Origin of the sequence: Mycolicibacterium llatzerense (genome assembly GCF_025331195.1) — a bacterium.
GTDB classification, from domain to species: domain Bacteria; phylum Actinomycetota; class Actinomycetes; order Mycobacteriales; family Mycobacteriaceae; genus Mycobacterium; species Mycobacterium llatzerense.
Genome location: NZ_LXOV01000012.1, coordinates 685,909 through 702,733, shown reverse-complemented (window position 1 = coordinate 702,733; position 16,825 = coordinate 685,909). Strand labels below are relative to the sequence as shown.

The window sequence follows — 16,825 nt, the reverse complement described above, 5'->3', positions numbered from 1 at the left end:
ACATTAACGAAATTTGTTCAATGTGGTCAATGATTTAGGGACCCGATTTCGGTGGTGGCGCCGGTCGGGGGCGGGGTGTATATTCGAACATATGAACTGCTTATCTGCTTAAGTGGACCCGGTGGCTAGAATTCGCCAAAGGTGTTGCTAGGCAACAACTCTTGATCGATCTCCGGTAGGCGTTCAATGTCATGCAGTGGGGCGTCGGTTCCACCGATGAGATCGGTCAGCGGATGCGGGTCCGTGTTCACGGCCTGTTGCAGTAGCCGGTAAAACAACATTCCTCGGGCCTTTGACCTGCGGCGATTGAACCGGAACGTGAATTCGTCGAGGTAGTACGGCAGGTGCTCGCGTTCGACTCGATAGTGGTGGGTGCCGGCATTCCAGCGTTTGAGCAGTGATGCGATGCGATGTGGACCCGGCAGGGTCACATGACCCGGCTCTGGCGAGCTGTAGCCGGAGATGTACTCGTGTCGGTAGCCCTCGCTGGCCAGCACGCGGAACATCCGGGCGCCATCGGTGCGGATCAGCGAGCCGGGTTCAGCAGTGCTGCGAGCGAAATCCACGAGCTGTTTGGAGCCGGGCGCATCAGCGACTCCTAACCGAATCCGGCCGAGACGCAGTTTCCGATTCACTTGCGTACCAATATTTTCCACCGCAATCATCACGGGAACCTTGGACGTGGACGCACCATCACGTCCGGCTGCGCGGCCGCCGATGAACGATTCGTCGACCTCCACCACGCCGGAAAGCAGCTCACGATCGGGACGCACCATCGCGCGCCGCAGTTTGTGCAGCCAGACCCACGCGGTTTCGTAGGACCCCAGGCCGAGCATGTCATGCAGGTTCTGCGCCGAGGCTCCGTTCTTCTGCGAGGTGACCAGCCAGATCGCTGCAAACCACGTGGTCAAGGGTGTGCGGGTGCGATGAAAGATCGTCCCGGCGGTGACCGACGTCTTACGGCCACAGGCCACGCACTTCCAATGCTGCGTCGAGGTCTGCCACGCCCGATCGCCATTACACACGGGGCAGCGAAATCCTTCCGGCCAGCGCAGATTCGCCAGATACTCCAAACACGCCGCTTCATCGGGAAACCAGCTCCGAAACTCCTGGAACGTGCGCGGATAGTCGACCCCGCCGACCGGCCCACCCTCTGCAGTACCCATGCTGACCAGCATAGGTCCAATTAAGCAGATAAGCAGTACATATGAGCGAAAGCTTGGTGGATATCGACCCTGACGCCGATGAGGCGGCGTTGCTGGGTCGCATCACCGAGCTCGGACGGATCAAGGCTGCCGCGGCCGCCGGGCAGGCGCGAGCGGCGGCTGCGTTGGAGGCCCGGCGGGTGGCGGCGGCGAAGGCCGGTGGGCCGCGGGTGTCGCGGGTGTCGCGGGCGGCGCTGGGGTCGGAGGTCGGGCTGGCCCGGCAGGAGTCCCCGCACCGGGGTGAACTGCTGATGGCGATGGCCCGGGTCCTGATCGCGGATATGCCGTGCACGTTGGAGGCACTGGAGTGCGGGCGCCTGTCGGAGCATCGGGCCGAGCTGATCACCAAAGAGGCGGCGTGCCTGTCGATCTTCCACCGCCAACTCCTGGACAAGGAACTATGTGGGGACCCGGCCACGGTCGACGGCATGGGCAACGCCGAGATCGCCGCTGAGGCCAAGCGCATTGCCTACCGGCTGGATCAAGAGGCGGTACTGGAGAAGGCGCGGCAGGCCCGGGCCGATCGGCATGTGCGGTTCCGAGCCGTCGGTGACGGCATGGCCACGGTGAGCGTGCGGTTACCGGCCGCCGAAGGTAAGGCGGTGCACACCGCCCTGTCGCAAGGGGCGGCGACGACGCTGGCCTCGACGATCCCGGGGACGTCGGTGCCGGCTGGGCTGGGTCGTACCCATGGCCAGATCATGGCCGACCTGGTGGTTGAGCGGGTCACCGGACGTAATCCGGTCGAGGCGCCGGTGTCAGTGACGGTGAACCTGGTGCTCTCTGATGAAACGCTGCTCGCCGGCGGTGAGGAACCCGCTCACCTGGACGGGTACGGCCCGATCCCGGCGGAGTTGGCCCGACATTTGGTGCTGGCCGCCGAAGCCGACCCGCAGGCGGCCGCGGCGGTGCGGCGGCTGTATGCCCAGCCGGGTACCAACAAGTTGGTCGCGATGGAATCGACGGCGCGGGCGTTCCCGAAAGGGCTGGCCCGGTTCATCGCTCTGCGGGACCAGATCTGCCGGACGCCATACTGCAACGCCCGGATTCGTCACACCGACCATGTGAAGCCGCACGCCCACCACGGACCCACAAGTGCAGACAACGGGGATGGGTTGTGCGAGCACTGCAATTACGTCAAAGAAGAACCCGGCTGGCAAGCAGCCGCGAGCTACGACCGGTACGGCCGGCACACTATCGCGTTGACCACGCCATCGGGAGCGGTTTACACCTCGACCGCACCACCGGGGCCCGAGGGGCTACGCATCTTCACGCGCGACGTGTACATCGCGCGGATCAACCCTGCGGCCTAGCCCAGATCCTGTGCGTTGTACGTGTCGCACTGCTTGGGGTCGCCGGTCTGGTAACCGGTGGTGAACCACTTCTGTCGTTCGGCAGACGATCCGTGCGTCCACGACTCCGGGTTGACGCGGCCGGTGGCCTGCTTCTGGATGCGATCGTCACCGACCGACGAGGCGGCCGACAAGGCGTCGGCAATGTCCTTGTCGCTCAACGGCTGCAGAAACGGGACGCCCGTGCTCTTCTGCTTGACCGTCGAGGCGTAGTGCGCCCACACGCCCGCGTAGCAGTCGGCCTGCAGCTCGGTGCGGACGCTGTTGCCCTCGGCGCCCTTCGGCCCCCGCTGCGCCTTTCCGATGTCACCGAGCAGATTCTGGACGTGGTGGCCGAACTCGTGCGCCACCACGTACTCCTGCGCCAAAGGTCCGCCGCTGGAACCGAATTGGTCGACCAAGGTCTGGAAGAAGCTGGTGTCGAAATACGCCGTCTTGTCGCCGGGGCAGTAGAACGGGCCCACCGAGGTGTCTGCCGGACCGCACGCGGTGCTGACCTGCCCGCGGAACAGCCGAATCTTCGGCGGCGTGTAGCCCTTCAGCAGCTGCGACCACACGCCGTCCACCGAGTTGCCCGTGGCCACGATGCGGCACTCCAGGTACTTGTTGGCGTCCGCGCCGGTCTTGCACTTGCTCAGGTCGTAAGCGCTGGATCCCTGGCTGGACTGGGGCGCCTGGTTCTGCTGGCCGAGAATCGAACTCGGATCCACGCCGAGGAACATGGCGACCACCACGATCACCAAGCCACCCATGCCGCCGCCGATCGCGATGCCACGACCGCCGAAACCGCCACCCCCGCTGGTCGACGTATTGCTCGTGTCGATCTGCATACCTTCGTTGAAGGTCATCACCGCTCCGTCCGGGCCTCGAATACGACTGGATGCCAGCTTTCCACACTAGGATTTCCAGTGTGGCCGTCCAGCCCGAAACCATTGACCGTTCGACCATCGTTCACACCGTGGCGGGCGCCCTCCGTGGCACCACCGAAGGCAACGTGCACGTCTGGCGGGGCGTCGGCTATGCCGAGCAGCCGGTCGGGCCGTTGCGGTTCCGCGCTCCGCAACCGCTGATCCCGTGGTCCGGCGTTCGTGACGCCATCGACCACGGACCCATCCCGCCGCAGGGCAAGTCGTTCGTCGGCGGCGGGCGCGACGACCCCAAGATGCGGGACGAAGCCTGCCTGACCGTCACTGTGTGGTCACCCGATGTGACGGGCTCGCTGCCGGTGATGGTGTGGATTCCTGGCGGCGCCTTCGTGTTCGGGGCCGGTCAGTTGCAGCTGTACAACGGATCCCGGCTGGCGGCCAACGGCGACGTGGTGGTCGTCAACGTCACCTACCGACTCGGCGTGTTCGGCGGTTTCGAACTCGGTGACCTCGGCCCGGGATTCGACGACAACCTGTGCCTGCGGGACCAGATCGCGGCACTGCAATGGGTGCGCGACAACATCGCCGCGTTCGGCGGAGACCCCGACCAGGTCACCGTCTTCGGCGAATCGGCCGGTGCGACATCAGTGCTGGCGCTGCTGGCCAGTCCCGCGGCCGACGGACTGTTCGGCCGGGCCATCGCGCAGAGCCCGGCGCTGCCGCTGATCGCCGACCGCGAGACCCGGGCCCGCCAGGCCCATGAGTTCGTGCGCCGCCTGGACGTCCCCGTCGACGAGATCGTCGGGCTACCGCAGCGCCAACTGCGCCGCGCCGCCGGGCAGCTGCAGGGGGAGAGCGCGGCCAACAGTCCGAAGCTGGCCTACGGGCTGACCTACGGCGTCGACCTGCTGCCCGCACATCCGGTGTCGGCCGCGCAGGCCGGGGCCGTGGCGAAGGTGCCACTGATCGTCGGTACCAACAGCCGCGAGGCGTCGATGTTCGCGTGGGGCAAGCCGCCGATGCTGCCCACCACCGTCCCGATGGTCGACGACTACTTCGCGCGCATCGCACCGGACTCGAAAGATGCTGTGCTGCAGGCCTATCCGAGCTATCCGCGGCGCCGGGCGCTGATCGGGATCGGCTCCGACGTCATGTTCGGCGCCCCGACGTGGGCCTTCTCGGATGCCTACAGTCAGCATGCGCCGACGCACGTCTACCGGTTCGACCACACCACGTGGACGCTGAAAGTGCTGGGTCTCGGCGCGACGCACGGCAGCGAGATCGTGCATATCCAGCACAGCTACGGCTCCTACATGGGCCGGATACTGCACCCGCTCGGCCGTCAGGTGCAGCCGTCGGTCGGCCGGCGGATGCAGCGGCTATGGCTGGACTTCGCGTCCCGCGAGCGGCTGGACTTCGCCACGAAGAGCGACAGCATGGCCGATTGGCCGGCCTACGACACCGACCGGCGCGCCACCAGGGTCATCGGCTCGATGCGCGACGAAACCATCGATGACCCGGACCAGGTGCGCCGGCAGGTCTGGGAAGGGCTCTACGCGCCGTAGCGCTCGTCCCCGTAACGCTCGTCGGTGTAGCGGCGCAGGTTGTGCAGGAACCGCTGGAACAGCCACGCCATCATCGGGCGGCCGGCCCGCATGCCCAGCTCACCGGCAAGGCCGCTGGGCTTCATGGCCATCACCCACGTCAGGTGGCAACCGCCCGGGGTTTCCTCGACGGTGTAGCCCTCGGCGAAGGCCGAGAGCATGTTGGAGGTGCTGGTGTTGAAGCGGAAAGCCATGTAGGAGAACGGCTCCCAGCCGATGAACTCCTCATCGCCGACGATATGGCCGCGCATCGTCACCGTACGGGTGGTGCCCACGCCGTACGGTTTCGGGCTGGTCCACTCCACGTTGGTGATCAGTGTTGCCCAGCGCGGCCAGGACGTCTCGTCGGAAAAGACCTCGAACAGCTGCTCCGGTTTGATCGCCAGCTCGACTTTGCTGACGAAGCGGAACGGTGCGCTGTCGATGAAGTCGACGCCGACGGGCTCGCACTGGTAGATCTTCATGAGTAGACACCCTAGAGCAGGGTGTCTACTGGTTCACGGCGTCCAGACCATCAGGTCTTCCATGCCGTTGTTCATCGTCACCGTCGTGGGCGCGGCGCCGGTGACGTCGAAGTGAATCTTCCCGGTCGACTGCCCGCCCTGCGGAATGGTCGCGCCGCTGATGTTGATCGGGCTGGCGACCATCCACAGCACGCGGTAGCTGGCCTGGTTCGGCGCGACGGCGTTGAACTGCGAGACACCGGGGGTGACCGGACCACTCAGCGCGCGGACAGTGGCCGTGGCCTCCCAGAGCTTTCCGGCGACCGGATAGCCCGGCATGACATCGGAGCTCGGCTTGAGGTCAGAGACCTGCCAGCTCAGCTGGACCTGTCCGACGCTGTCGGTCATCTTCAAGGTGCTGCCGAGCTTGCCGACGAGCGGATAGCCGGCCGACGACGCGATCGGCGCACTGGCGATGCCGACCACCGAGAGAACCGCAACAGCTGTTCCGGTGAGCTTCACTTCTGCCTCCTCGACGCTATTAATTTGGCTTGTGTCAATTACGGATTACCACGCGACGGCGCTGATGGGAATAGGATCTGAGGCACGCGAAATCATCTATCGAGACGCGTCTTTCGTAACCGTGCAGAGGCGGGGCGCGTACTGGCCGGTCTGCTGACGGCGTACCGCGGCAGACGCGATGTCGTCGTGCTCGGTCTGGCCCGCGGCGGGGTGCCCGTCGCGTCGGAGATCGCGGCCGCTCTGAATGCGCCGCTGGACGCCTGCGTCGTCCGGAAACTGGGCGTGCCCGGTCACGAGGAGTACGCCATGGGCGCGCTGGGCGGTGGCGGTCACATCGTTGTCAATCAGGATGTGGTTGGGCCACTGCAGATTTCGCAGCAGACGCTGTCCGAGGTCGCCGAAGCCGAGGGCCGCGAGTTGGTGCGGCGCGAAACCGACTACCGCCGGGGGCGGCCACCGCCCAACGTGAAGGGGCGGACCGTGATCCTCGTCGATGACGGCATGGCCACCGGCGCCAGCATGCGGGTGGCCGCGGAGGTGGTGCGGGAGAGCGGACCGCGGACGTTGGTGGTGGCGGTACCGGTCGGCACCGAGTCTGCCTGCCGGCAGCTGACCGGGATCGTCGACGACGTGGTCTGCGCCGACCTCCCGACGCCGTTCGCCGCAGTGGGGGAGTCCTACCGTGATTTCGGCCAGGTCAGCGACGACGAGGTGCGCCGGCTGCTGCGTTAACCCGGTCCGTCACTCGCCGCGGCCAACAGTGGCACCAGCAGGTCGCTGATCGGGGTGGCGATGCCATGCGCGGCGCCCTTGCGTTGGATGACGCCGTTTCGGATGTCCCATTCCAGCGGGCGGCCGGCTTCGCGGTCGATCAGCATGGACGTCGCCATATCGGTGGGCGCCTGCTTGAGCATGTCGGCGATCTCGTCGACGACGCTGTCGGGCAGTGCCGCGCCCTCGGCGCGCGCGACCGCCAGGCATTCGGCCAGATACCTGCGGGCCACTGCGGCGACGTCGTCGCGCCGGAACATCCCGGAGCGCCGGCCGGACAGCACCATGAAGCCCACCACGGCGTTGACCAACAGCTTGCGCCACGCAGCGCTGAGGAAGTCCGGATCCAGTTCGATCCTGATCCCACTGCCGTCCATGGCCGCCGCCAGCCTCGTCGCGGCAAGTCCGTCGGGCAGCACCAGCCGCGGGGCCTGCAGCACCTTCACCCAGCCTTCGGGTTGGGTCTCCGCCGCAATCCAGATCGCCGCAGCTACGACGGCAGATTCGGGGCAGTAGGGGCGAAGCCGGTCAGCTTGTTCGACGCCGTTCTGGAGCGCGCAGACGACGGTGTCCGGACCGCACAGCCGGGCCAGCCACGGAGCCGACGCTGCGTACTGGGTGTCCTTGACCGCCAGCAGCACCACGTCGACCGGTCCGGCGACGGTATCGGGATCGGTGTGCACCGGGCCGGGCACCACGATCGGCGCGCTGCCGTCCACCCGAACCTCGATGGCGCCGCGGGGCGTCCGCCCGCACAGCAGCACCTCGCGGCCCGCCGCGTACAGCAGTGCGGCGATCGTTGATCCGATGGCACCCGGTCCTACGAGGGCAAAGCTCACTGTCGCCAAATTACCGGTCGAGGCGCCCCTCTAGACTTAGCGCTCGAATTCAGACTTCTTGAGGAGATATTCGTGTTGCGCAGTCACGCCGCCGGTTCGTTGCGATCCACCGACGCCGGTCAGACGGTGACCCTGGCTGGATGGGTGGCGCGCCGGCGCGACCACGGCGGCGTCATCTTCATCGACCTGCGCGACGCCTCCGGGGTCTCCCAGGTGGTGTTCCGTGACGCCGCGGTGCTCGAGCAGGCGCACCGGCTGCGCGCCGAGTTCTGTGTTCTGGTCACCGGCATCGTCGAGGTGCGGCCCGACGGCAACGCCAACAAGGACATCGCGACGGGCGACATCGAGGTCAACGCGACGACGCTCGAGGTGCTGTCCGAAAGTGTCCCACTGCCGTTCCAGCTCGACGAGACCCCCGGCGAGGAAGCCCGGCTGAAGTACCGCTACCTGGACCTGCGCCGGGAAGGCCCGGGCAACGCAATTCGGTTGCGCTCCAAGGTCAACGCGGCGGCCCGCGGCGTGCTGGACAAGCACGACTTCGTCGAGATCGAGACCCCGACGATGACCCGCTCGACCCCCGAAGGCGCCCGCGACTTCCTGGTGCCCGCCCGCCTGCAGCCTGGCTCGTTCTACGCGCTGCCGCAGAGCCCGCAGCTGTTCAAGCAGCTGCTCATGGTGGCCGGCATGGAGCGCTACTACCAGATTGCCCGCTGCTACCGCGACGAGGATTTCCGCGCCGACCGCCAGCCGGAGTTCACCCAGCTCGACCTCGAGATGAGCTTCGTCAACGCCGACGACGTGATGGGCGTGGCCGAAGAGGTGCTGGCGGCGCTGTGGAAGTTGATCGACGTCGACCTGCCGCTGCCGTTGCCGCGCATCAGCTACGAAGAGGCCATGCGCCGCTTCGGCTCGGACAAGCCGGACCTGCGCTTCGCCGTCGAGCTCGTCGAGTGCACCGACTACTTCAAGGACACCCCGTTCCGGGTGTTCCAGGCGCCGTACGTGGGTGCGGTCGTCATGCCGGGCGGTGCGTCGCAGCCGCGCCGCACGCTGGACGGCTGGCAGGAGTTCGCCAAGCAGCGCGGTCACAAGGGCCTGGCCTACGTCCTCGTGGGCGAGGACGGCGAGCTGGGTGGACCGGTGGCCAAGAACCTCACCGACGCCGAGCGTGCCGGTCTGGCCGAGCAGGTCGGCGCGAAGGTCGGTGACTGCATCTTCTTCGCGGCCGGTCCGGCCAAGGGTGCCCGAGCCCTGCTGGGCGCGACGCGCATCGAGATCGCCAAGCGACTCGACCTGATCGACCCCAACGCCTGGGCCTTCACCTGGGTGGTCGACTGGCCGCTGTTCGAATCCGCCGACGCGGCCACCGCGTCAGGTGACGTCGCCGTCGGCTCCGGTGCCTGGACCGCCGTGCACCACGCGTTCACCGCGCCGCAGCCCGACTCGATCGGCACTTTCGACACCGACCCGGGCGCGGCCATGGCCGACGCCTACGACATCGTCTGCAACGGCAACGAGATCGGCGGCGGCTCGATCCGTATCCATCGCCGCGACGTCCAGGAGCGGGTGTTCGCGATGATGGGTATCGACGAAGCCGAGGCGCAGGACAAGTTCGGATTCCTGTTGGACGCCTTCACCTTTGGCGCGCCGCCGCACGGCGGCCTGGCCTTCGGATGGGACCGCATCACCGCGCTGTTGGCCGGGGTGGACTCGATCCGCGACGTCATCGCCTTCCCGAAGTCCGGCGGCGGCGTCGATCCGCTGACCGACGCCCCGGCGCCGATCACCGCGCAGCAGCGCAAGGAGTCGGGCATCGACTTCAAGCCCGAGGCCAAGAAGGCCGAGGCTCAGAAGGCCGAGGCTAAGTAGTCAGGAACCCGCGCAACGCCGCTGCCATCTGGGCGCGGACGGGGGCTCCGGACACGACGAGGTCGACCATCGTCGTCGACAGGTGCGTGTGACCGCGGGCCTGGACGTGCTCGGTGGGCACACCCGCCGCGGCCAGTGCGGCGGCGTATGCGTTGCCTTCGTCGCGCAGCGGATCGAATTCGCAGGTCACCACCATCGCCGGTGGCAGGCCGGTGAGGTCGCCGCGCAGCGGGGCCCGTCGCGGGTCGTCGGCAGGGCCGTCGTACAGCGCGGCGAACCACTGCATGAGCGGTGTGGTGAGTCCGTAGCCGTCGGCGTTCTCCACGTACGACGGGTAGGGCTGCGCGTCGGTCGCCGGGGTGAGCAGCAGCTGCCCGCGGATGCGCGGGCCGCCATGGTCGCGGGCCCACTGGCAGACGACCGCGGCGATGTTGCCGCCCGCGCTCCATCCGGCCACCGCCAACTGGTCGGGCAGGCCGCCGAGCGCGGCGGCCTGGTCGGCGACCCACCGCAGCGCGGCGATGCCGTCGTCGACGGCCGCGGGGAACGGATGTTCCGGCGCATGCCGGTAATTCATCGAGATGACCAGCGCGTCGGTGCGGACGCACAGGTCGCGGCACAGCGGGTCGTCGGACGTGGCGTCGCCCAACACCCAGCCGCCGCCGTGGAAGTACACGACCACCGGGTGCGGTCCGGGGCTCGCCGGCCGGTACAGCCGGTAGTCGAGTTCGCCTGCCGCGCCGGGAAATCCGCCGTCGAGGACCTCACCCACCTCCGGTCCCGGCGGCCGGGTGCTGTTCGCCTCGAGCATCGCGGCCCGGGCCAGCTCGACCGGAAGTGATTCCAGCGGAGGCGGATTCATCGCCGCGACCATCTCCAGCACCAGCTGGACATCGGGCTGCAGCCGCCGGACCACGCCGTCGTGGCATTGCGTACCGGTCGGCCCGGTCAGGTGGAAGCCCAGATAGTCCTGGCCGACGACGTCGGCGCAGGCGGCGGCGTAGAAGTCGACACCCGCCGCGTAGGGCATGAAAACCCGGGGCTTGCCCGGGATGTTCGCGCCGACGTACCACGAATTCGCTTGCGGGAACATGGTGATGGCGCCGGCATCGGCGACGTGCTGCATCCAGCCGGCCTCGGCGGTCGGGGTCGGTTCGATGGTGTCGAAGCCGTGCGCACGCAGGTACGTCAATGTGTCGGCGACGAGCTCGACGTGCTGTTCGATGGACACCGCCATGTTGGACAGCACCGACGGACTACCGGGTCCGGTGATCAGGAACAGATTCGGGAACCCCGCCGTGGTGAGGCCGAGATAGGTCGACGGCCCTTGTGCCCATTTGGTTTTCAGCGCGAGTCCGTCGCGGCCGACGATGTCGATGGCCGCCACCGCGCCGGTGATGGCGTCGAATCCGGTGGCGAGCACCAGCGCGTCGAAGTCGAAGGACTCACCGACGGTCTCGACGCCGGTCTCGGTGACGCCGACAAGTGGCTGGGTCCGCAGGTCGACCAGGCGGACATGGGATTGGTTGAAGGTGGCGTAGTAGTCGGTGTCGAGGCAGAGGCGCTTTGCGCCCACCGGATAGTCGTTGGGACACAACAGTTCTGCGGTGTGTGGATCGCGCACCGCGGCGCGGATCTTGCCCCGCACGAAGTCGGCGAACGACTCGTTGGCGGCCGGGTTGCTCATCAGGTCCGAGAACATGTTGAGCGTTTCCAGCAGCTCGCCGATCTGCCAGGCGCGCTCGTAGCGCTGCTCGCGGTAGGCCTCGGGCACCGCGAACGTCGGGATCAGTGTGCGCTCCTGCGGCACCCCGCCGAACGAGGCGCGTGCGGCGGCGCGGTAGCCGGGTTCGTCGGCCAGTGCGGCCTGCTTCTCCGCCGACACCGGGCCGTTGTGCGCCGGGATGGAGAAACACGGCGTGCGCTGGAAGACCGTCAGCCGCGCGGCCTGCGCGGCGATCAGCGGAATCGACTGGATGCCCGACGATCCGGTGCCGATCACCCCGACCCGCTTGCCGGCGAAGTGGACGGGTTCGTGGGGCCAGCGGTTGGTGTAATACGTTTCGCCCGTGAAGGTTTCGATGCCCGCGATGTCGGGTTCTTTGGGGATCGACAGGCATCCGGTGGCCATCACGAGGTGACGGCAGGTGACGTCGTCGCCCTGGTCGGTTCGCACCCGCCAGGTGCCGTCGTCCCAATGGGCGGTGGTGACCCGGGTGCCCAGCGTGATGTCGCGGCGCAGGTCGAACTTGTCGGCGACGTGATTGAGGTAGCGCAGGATTTCCGGCTGGGTCGCGTACTTCTCCGACCACTTCCAGTCCCGCTGCCAGTCCGGGTCGAAGCTGAACATGTAGTCGAGGCTCGGGATGTCGACCCGCGCGCCGGGGTACCGATTCCAGTACCAGGTGCCGCCGATGTCGTCGGCCGCCTCGAAGACGCGAACCGAGAAGCCGCGCTCGCGAAGTTCATGGATCAGGTACAAGCCGGCGAATCCGGCTCCGACCACGACGGCGTCGACTTCTGGCGTCATTGGCACCTCCGTCAAATATCAGACAAGTATCGCGGAGGAACGGGAACATTTGGGTCAGTTCACGAGGTTGGGTCAGTCATGACCGAATTCACGGACGCTGCGTCCTTCCACGCCTTCAATGCCGGCATCGTCGACGAGTTCCGCGCCAACGGCGGCAAGGTGGGTGGCCAGTTCGAGGGCGGCAACCTGCTGCTGTTGCACACCACCGGTGCCAAGTCGGGCCAGCCGCGGTTGTCGCCGCTGGCCTACCTGCCGGTCGACGGCAAGATCCTCATCGTCGGCTCGAAGGCCGGCGCCGATACCCATCCCGACTGGGTACACAACCTGCGCGCCAACCCCGGCGCCCGCATCGAGATCGGCGCCGGCGGGGCGAGCGAAGCGACGGGGAAAATCGACGCCTATGACGTCGTGGCCCGCGAACTGCTGGACGACGAGCGTGAGGCCACGTATCCGTTGATCACGGCCGTGGCCCCTGTCTTCGCCGACTACCAGGCGAAGACCTCGCGCGTCATCCCGCTGTTCGAGCTCGTTCGCGCCTGAGCGTGGCCGCAGCCCCGGCAGGACAGGGGGACGGACTGCCGGGGCTGCGTCATTCAGGAGGTCTTACAACCGCTCGATGATGGTGGCGTTCGCCATGCCGCCGCCTTCGCACATCACCTGCAGGCCGTAGCGTCCGCCGCGTTGATCGAGGGCGTTGACCAGGGTGCTCATGATGCGGGCGCCGCTGGCGCCGAGCGGGTGGCCGATGGCGATGGCGCCGCCGTTGACATTGGTGCGCGCCAGGTCCGCCCCGGTATCGGCAGCCCAGGCCAGCACCACCGGCGCGAACGCCTCGTTCACCTCGAACAGGTCGATGTCGGACAGCGACAGCCCGGAGCGGGCCAGCACCTTCTCGGTCGCCGGGATGACGCCGGTGAGCATGTACAGCGGGTCGGAGCCGACCGCGGTCATGGTGTGGATGCGGGCCAGCGGCTGCAGGCCGTGGCTACGGGCGAAGGCGCCGCTGGTGATCATGACCGCCGCGCTGCCATCGGACAGCGGCGACGAGTTGCCCGGCGTGATCTCCCAACGGATTTGGGGGAAGCGTGCGGCGTAGGCGTCGCTGTAGAACGCCGGCTTCAGTCCGGACAGGGTTTCGACGGAGGTGCCCGGCCGGATGATCTCGTCGGCGGCCAGCCCCGCCACCGGCACGAGCTCGTTGTCGAACAATCCGTCCTTGGCGGCGCGCGCGGCCTTCTCGTGACTGGCGGCCGAGAATTCGTCCAACTGGGTGCGGGACAGGTTCCAGCGTGCGGCGATCAGTTCGGCGCTGATGCCTTGGGGGACAAGGCCGTCGGGGTAGCGCTCGGCCAGGCCGGCGCCGAACGGGTTGCTGCCCGGCAGCACAGCAGCGCCCATCGGCACGCGGGACATCGACTCGACACCGGCGGCGATCACCGCATCGTACGAGCCGGCCAGCACACCCTGTGCGGCAAACGAGATGGCCTGCTGCGAGCTGCCGCACTGGCGGTCGACGGTGGTGCCGGGGACGCTCTCGGGGAAACCGGCTCCCAGCAAGGCGTTTCGGGCGATGTTGGCGGCCTGGTCACCGGCCTGTGTGACGGCACCCGCGATGACGTCGTCCACCAGGACCGGGTCGATGCCGGTACGTGCCACGACGGACCGCAGGCTGTGGGCCAGCAGGTCGGCGGGCAGGACGTCGTGCAGCGCGCCATTGGCCTTGCCCTTGCCGACCGGCGTGCGTACCGCGGCCACGATCACGGCGTCGCGGTCTGTGTAACCCGACATGAGAATCCTCCTGTAACTCCACGCTGAGTACTGCTTCCTATACCCAGATCTAACACCTGAGTATGGCAAGAGCAACCCAGCGGTAGAGTGATTCGTATGACAGCGCTACAGGGTGTCCTCGCCGAACGCGACAAGTGGTCGGCCGTCGGTCAGTGCGCCATCGAGAAGACGATGTCGTTGGTCGGCACCAAGTCCGCCATGCTGCTCATGCGCGAGGCCTATTACGGCACAACGCGTTTCGACGACTTTTCCCGGCGCGTCGGCATCACGAAGGCAGCCACGTCGGCCCGGCTGGCCGAACTCGTCGAGGCCGGCCTGCTGACCAAACAGCCATACCAGGAGCCCGGCCAGCGCAGCCGCGACGAATACGTACTGACCCCGGCGGGCACCGACTTCATGCCGGTGGTGTGGGCGATGTTCGAATGGGGCCGGCACCACCTGGGCGACACCGGCCTGCGGCTCACCCACCTGGGCTGCGGCGCCGACGCCACCGTGGAGATCCGGTGCGCAGCGGGACACGAGGTCCCGCCGGACGAACTCGGGATGAAACTGGCCCGTCGCCGCGGTCGGTAATCTTCGGCGGTGCTGCATCTACGTGTGATCACCCCGCCGGAGCTGACCGAATCGGTGCTCGACCTCTATCGGCACCGTGGCGGCATCGCCAACGTGGTGGCTCACCCCGGCGCGGCGATCGATCCGCGAGGTGACGTCATCACCGCCGACATCGCCCGCGACGCCGCCGACGGACTGATCGGCGGACTACGGGCGCTCGGCATCGACCAGGACGGCGCCATCACGATGGAGGTGCTCGACACCGTGCTGTCGACCGCCGCCTACCGTGCCGAGGGCGAGATCGACGGCGACGGCGAAGACGCCGTGGTCTGGGACGAACTGGTGCTGCGCACCCGTGAGCAGAGCAGCCTCGGCATCTCCTACATGGCATTCCTCTGCATCGCCTGCCTGCTGGCCGCCGTCGGCGTGCTCACCGACTCGGCCATCACCGTGGTCGGCGCCATGGTCGTCGGCCCAGAATTCGGCCCGCTGGCCGCGCTGGCGGTCGCGGTGGTGCGGCGGAAGGGCTATCTGGCGAAGCGCGCGGCGCTGGCCTTGCTCGTCGGATTCCCGGCGGCGATGCTCGTCACAACACTGGCCACGCTCGGATTCGAAGCACTGGGCTGGGTGGCGGTACGCAGCATCCATGAATTGCAGAACGTCGACTTCATCTTCCAGGTCGGGCCGTTCTCATTCGTCGTCGCGCTGTTGGCCGGGGCCGCGGGGATGCTGTCCCTGGTGACGTCGAAATCGGCTGCGCTGGTTGGGGTTTTCATCTCGGTGACGACAGTTCCGGCCGCGGGCATGGCCGTCGTGGCGGCCACCACGGGCGACTGGGACGTGGCGTTGGCGTCGGCCGGGCAGTTGGCGGTCAACATGATCGGCATCGTGATCGCGGCGGTGCTGGTGCTCGCCGGATACAACCGGGCCCGCCGGGGCTAGCTTTCTCCGCCCTGCGGCCCGCCGGTTCCGGTGCGCAGCGGGGTACCGGTTCCGCCGCATGAACTCGGAATCAAGCCGGTCCGTCCGGCTCGGTGGATTTCGGCCTGAGAATTTGCCAGAGGCGCTACAGTACCGGCGGCTGCCACACTAAGTGCCGCAGCGGCACCTTCGCCAGAAAGGCCTCCGCGCGCTATGAAAGATCCGGCTGACAGCACGCTGGCCTACATGGACCAGGCGTCCTACCTCGCGCGGCGGGCGCTCGGGCGTGGTCCCGTGATCCAGTACGTCTGGATCTACGAGCGGGGCGTGGACCTGGACGGACTGCGGCGGTTCCAGCGCAACTTGGCGGACGGGCTGCTGGGCAGACGCGTCGAACGATCATCGGTACCACTGGGCCGTCACCACTGGGTGTCCAGCCCGCCGACCGGCATCGACATCGCCACCACCGAACGCGCCCGCGACGCGATGTGGGAGTTCGCCGACGAGCGTGCCGACGTCGAGGTGGACCCGGAGCACGGACCGCCGTGGCATCTCGGAGTCCAGCCGCTGGTCGGCGGCGGTTCCATCGTTTCGCTCGTGGTGTCGCACACCGTGGCCGACGCCGGCGCGCTGATCGAGTCGATCACCCACGCCGTCGCAGGCACCGGCCGCGACCTGCGCTATCCCGCGGCACGGTCCCGCACTCGCAAGCAGGCGCTGAGGCAGGACCTGCGCATCTTGGCGCGCGCCATCGCGGAGATACCGGCTGCCGTCGTCGGCGCGGCCCAGCTCGCGCGTGCAGAGTCGGCGGACCTCGCCGCATCGGCCAAGGCAGCGCCGGTGTCGCTCGGTGTTCGGTCCGAGCTGCCGGTGCATCTGCCGACGGTCGCTGCGCGCGTCGACCAAGGGGAATGGGACGACCGGGCCCGCGCACTTGGCGGGAGCAGCAACGTCTTGCTTGCCGGGATCGCGAGCCGCATCGGCGCCCACCTCGGCCGTGTCGACACCGACGGCAAGGTGCTGTTGTCGATCCCGGTCAGTGAGCGGGTGGAAGGTGACACCCGCGGCAACGCGCTGAATGCCATCACCGTGACCGTCGATCCGGAGCACGTGGCGGCCGACCTCGGTGGACTCCGGGGTGATGTGAAGGTCGCGTTCGCCGAGATGACCGCGAAGCGGGACCTGCTGATGGCGCCGCTGCCGCTGACGCCGTACACCCCAAAATTCCTGGTTCGCCGCCTGGAAAAGATGGTCATGCGGATCGGCAAGCCGATCGGCTCGTCCAACGTCGGTGTGCTCCCGGAAGCGATCAACTGCCCGGACGGCACACCCGCGGACTACTTCATGTCGCGCTCGCCCGAGCCCGGGGTCACCGGCTCCGACCTGGACCGCATGGACGGGCGTCTGATGCTGGCCGCCGGCACGATGGCAGGCGCGGTGTGGATATCGGTGGCGTCCTGGGAGGTCGGCTCGGAGAACACCCGCGACCAACTCATGCAAGCGGTCAAGGAAGCGTTCTGTGACTTCGACCTCGCGGTGGAGCTCACGTAGCTCCTCCATCCT

General features: G+C 67.7%; 14 protein-coding genes and 1 pseudogene. 8 read left to right on the top strand and 7 right to left on the bottom strand.

Annotation, left to right across the window (positions count from 1 at the left end; genetic code table 11):
* Positions 1–125: 125 nt before the first annotated feature.
* Positions 126–1,166, bottom strand: coding sequence for an IS1595 family transposase (locus A7G45_RS18220; RefSeq protein ID WP_043988452.1), 1,041 nt, complete (start codon positions 1,164–1,166; stop codon positions 126–128).
* A gap of 41 nt (positions 1,167–1,207) precedes the next feature.
* Between A7G45_RS18220 and A7G45_RS18215 the strand changes: the two genes are divergently transcribed.
* A complete protein-coding gene (locus tag A7G45_RS18215) occupies positions 1,208–2,518 on the top strand; it encodes an HNH endonuclease (protein ID WP_260939191.1) in 1,311 nt (436 codons plus the stop codon).
* Here A7G45_RS18215 and ypfJ read toward each other — a convergent pair.
* Complete coding sequence (ypfJ, locus tag A7G45_RS18210; RefSeq protein WP_260939189.1) at positions 2,515–3,405, bottom strand: KPN_02809 family neutral zinc metallopeptidase; 891 nt, start codon at positions 3,403–3,405, stop codon at positions 2,515–2,517. The genes A7G45_RS18215 and ypfJ overlap by 4 nt on opposite strands.
* 62 nt (positions 3,406–3,467) lie before the next feature.
* Here ypfJ and A7G45_RS18205 point away from each other — a divergent pair, with 62 nt between their 5' ends.
* Positions 3,468–4,988, top strand: coding sequence for a carboxylesterase/lipase family protein (locus A7G45_RS18205; protein ID WP_260939187.1), 1,521 nt, complete (start codon positions 3,468–3,470; stop codon positions 4,986–4,988).
* Here the strand turns inward: A7G45_RS18205 and A7G45_RS18200 are convergent.
* Both A7G45_RS18200 and A7G45_RS18195 read right to left on the bottom strand, forming a co-directional pair.
* The gene (locus A7G45_RS18200; RefSeq protein WP_043987531.1) at positions 4,976–5,491 is read right to left on the bottom strand and encodes an SRPBCC family protein; all 516 of its coding nucleotides are present in this window, start codon (positions 5,489–5,491) and stop codon (positions 4,976–4,978) included. The genes A7G45_RS18205 and A7G45_RS18200 overlap by 13 nt on opposite strands.
* A 33-nt stretch (positions 5,492–5,524) precedes the next feature.
* On the bottom strand, positions 5,525–5,992 hold the full coding sequence (locus A7G45_RS18195) for an MPT63 family protein (RefSeq protein ID WP_043987530.1): 468 nt from the start codon (positions 5,990–5,992) through the stop codon (positions 5,525–5,527).
* 102 nt (positions 5,993–6,094) lie between these two features.
* Between A7G45_RS18195 and A7G45_RS18190 the strand changes: the two are divergent.
* A pseudogene (locus A7G45_RS18190) lies at positions 6,095–6,718 on the top strand (phosphoribosyltransferase); the annotation flags it as partial.
* Positions 6,719–6,720: 2 nt separating this feature from the next.
* On the opposite strand, the gene A7G45_RS18185 reads toward A7G45_RS18190, so the two are convergent.
* Complete coding sequence (locus A7G45_RS18185; RefSeq protein ID WP_260939185.1) at positions 6,721–7,602, bottom strand: oxidoreductase; 882 nt, start codon at positions 7,600–7,602, stop codon at positions 6,721–6,723.
* A gap of 72 nt (positions 7,603–7,674) precedes the next feature.
* Between A7G45_RS18185 and aspS the strand changes: the two genes are divergently transcribed.
* The gene (aspS, locus tag A7G45_RS18180) at positions 7,675–9,471 is read left to right on the top strand and encodes an aspartate--tRNA ligase (protein WP_260939184.1); all 1,797 of its coding nucleotides are present in this window, start codon (positions 7,675–7,677) and stop codon (positions 9,469–9,471) included.
* Here aspS and A7G45_RS18175 read toward each other — a convergent pair.
* Entirely contained in the window at positions 9,464–12,001 is a 2,538-nt protein-coding gene (locus A7G45_RS18175) for a flavin-containing monooxygenase (RefSeq protein ID WP_260939181.1), read from the bottom strand. The two genes, aspS and A7G45_RS18175, sit on opposite strands and share 8 nt — an antisense overlap.
* Before the next feature lie 78 nt (positions 12,002–12,079).
* Here A7G45_RS18175 and A7G45_RS18170 point away from each other — a divergent pair, with 78 nt between their 5' ends.
* The gene (locus tag A7G45_RS18170) at positions 12,080–12,541 is read left to right on the top strand and encodes a nitroreductase family deazaflavin-dependent oxidoreductase (protein ID WP_260939179.1); all 462 of its coding nucleotides are present in this window, start codon (positions 12,080–12,082) and stop codon (positions 12,539–12,541) included.
* A gap of 63 nt (positions 12,542–12,604) precedes the next feature.
* Here the strand turns inward: A7G45_RS18170 and A7G45_RS18165 are convergent, their stop codons facing one another.
* A complete protein-coding gene (locus A7G45_RS18165) occupies positions 12,605–13,789 on the bottom strand; it encodes a thiolase family protein (RefSeq protein WP_260939176.1) in 1,185 nt (394 codons plus the stop codon).
* A 96-nt stretch (positions 13,790–13,885) separates the two neighbouring features.
* On the opposite strand from A7G45_RS18165, the gene A7G45_RS18160 reads away from it, so the two are divergent.
* The 3 genes from A7G45_RS18160 (at position 13,886) to A7G45_RS18150 (ending at position 16,813) form a co-directional block, all read left to right on the top strand.
* Positions 13,886–14,362 (top strand): winged helix-turn-helix transcriptional regulator, encoded by a 477-nt coding sequence (locus A7G45_RS18160; protein WP_260939173.1) that lies wholly within the window; start codon positions 13,886–13,888, stop codon positions 14,360–14,362.
* A gap of 9 nt (positions 14,363–14,371) precedes the next feature.
* On the top strand, positions 14,372–15,283 hold the full coding sequence (locus A7G45_RS18155) for a DUF389 domain-containing protein (RefSeq protein ID WP_260939171.1): 912 nt from the start codon (positions 14,372–14,374) through the stop codon (positions 15,281–15,283).
* Between the two features lie 192 nt (positions 15,284–15,475).
* The gene (locus tag A7G45_RS18150) at positions 15,476–16,813 is read left to right on the top strand and encodes a hypothetical protein (RefSeq protein WP_260939169.1); all 1,338 of its coding nucleotides are present in this window, start codon (positions 15,476–15,478) and stop codon (positions 16,811–16,813) included.
* Positions 16,814–16,825 lie beyond the last annotated feature (12 nt).

Bases quoted from the DNA above. Each gene is read 5' to 3' on its own strand.
- A7G45_RS18220 (WP_043988452.1), bottom strand. From the start codon at position 1,166: ATGGGTACTGCAGAGGGTGGGCCGGTCGGCGGGGTCGACTATCCGCGC.
- A7G45_RS18215 (WP_260939191.1), top strand. From the start codon at position 1,208: ATGAGCGAAAGCTTGGTGGATATCGACCCTGACGCCGATGAGGCGGCG.
- ypfJ (WP_260939189.1), bottom strand. From the start codon at position 3,405: ATGACCTTCAACGAAGGTATGCAGATCGACACGAGCAATACGTCGACC.
- A7G45_RS18200 (WP_043987531.1), bottom strand. From the start codon at position 5,491: ATGAAGATCTACCAGTGCGAGCCCGTCGGCGTCGACTTCATCGACAGC.
- A7G45_RS18175 (WP_260939181.1), bottom strand. From the start codon at position 12,001: ATGACGCCAGAAGTCGACGCCGTCGTGGTCGGAGCCGGATTCGCCGGC.
- A7G45_RS18170 (WP_260939179.1), top strand. From the start codon at position 12,080: ATGACCGAATTCACGGACGCTGCGTCCTTCCACGCCTTCAATGCCGGC.
- A7G45_RS18165 (WP_260939176.1), bottom strand. From the start codon at position 13,789: ATGTCGGGTTACACAGACCGCGACGCCGTGATCGTGGCCGCGGTACGC.
- A7G45_RS18160 (WP_260939173.1), top strand. From the start codon at position 13,886: ATGACAGCGCTACAGGGTGTCCTCGCCGAACGCGACAAGTGGTCGGCC.
- A7G45_RS18150 (WP_260939169.1), top strand. From the start codon at position 15,476: ATGAAAGATCCGGCTGACAGCACGCTGGCCTACATGGACCAGGCGTCC.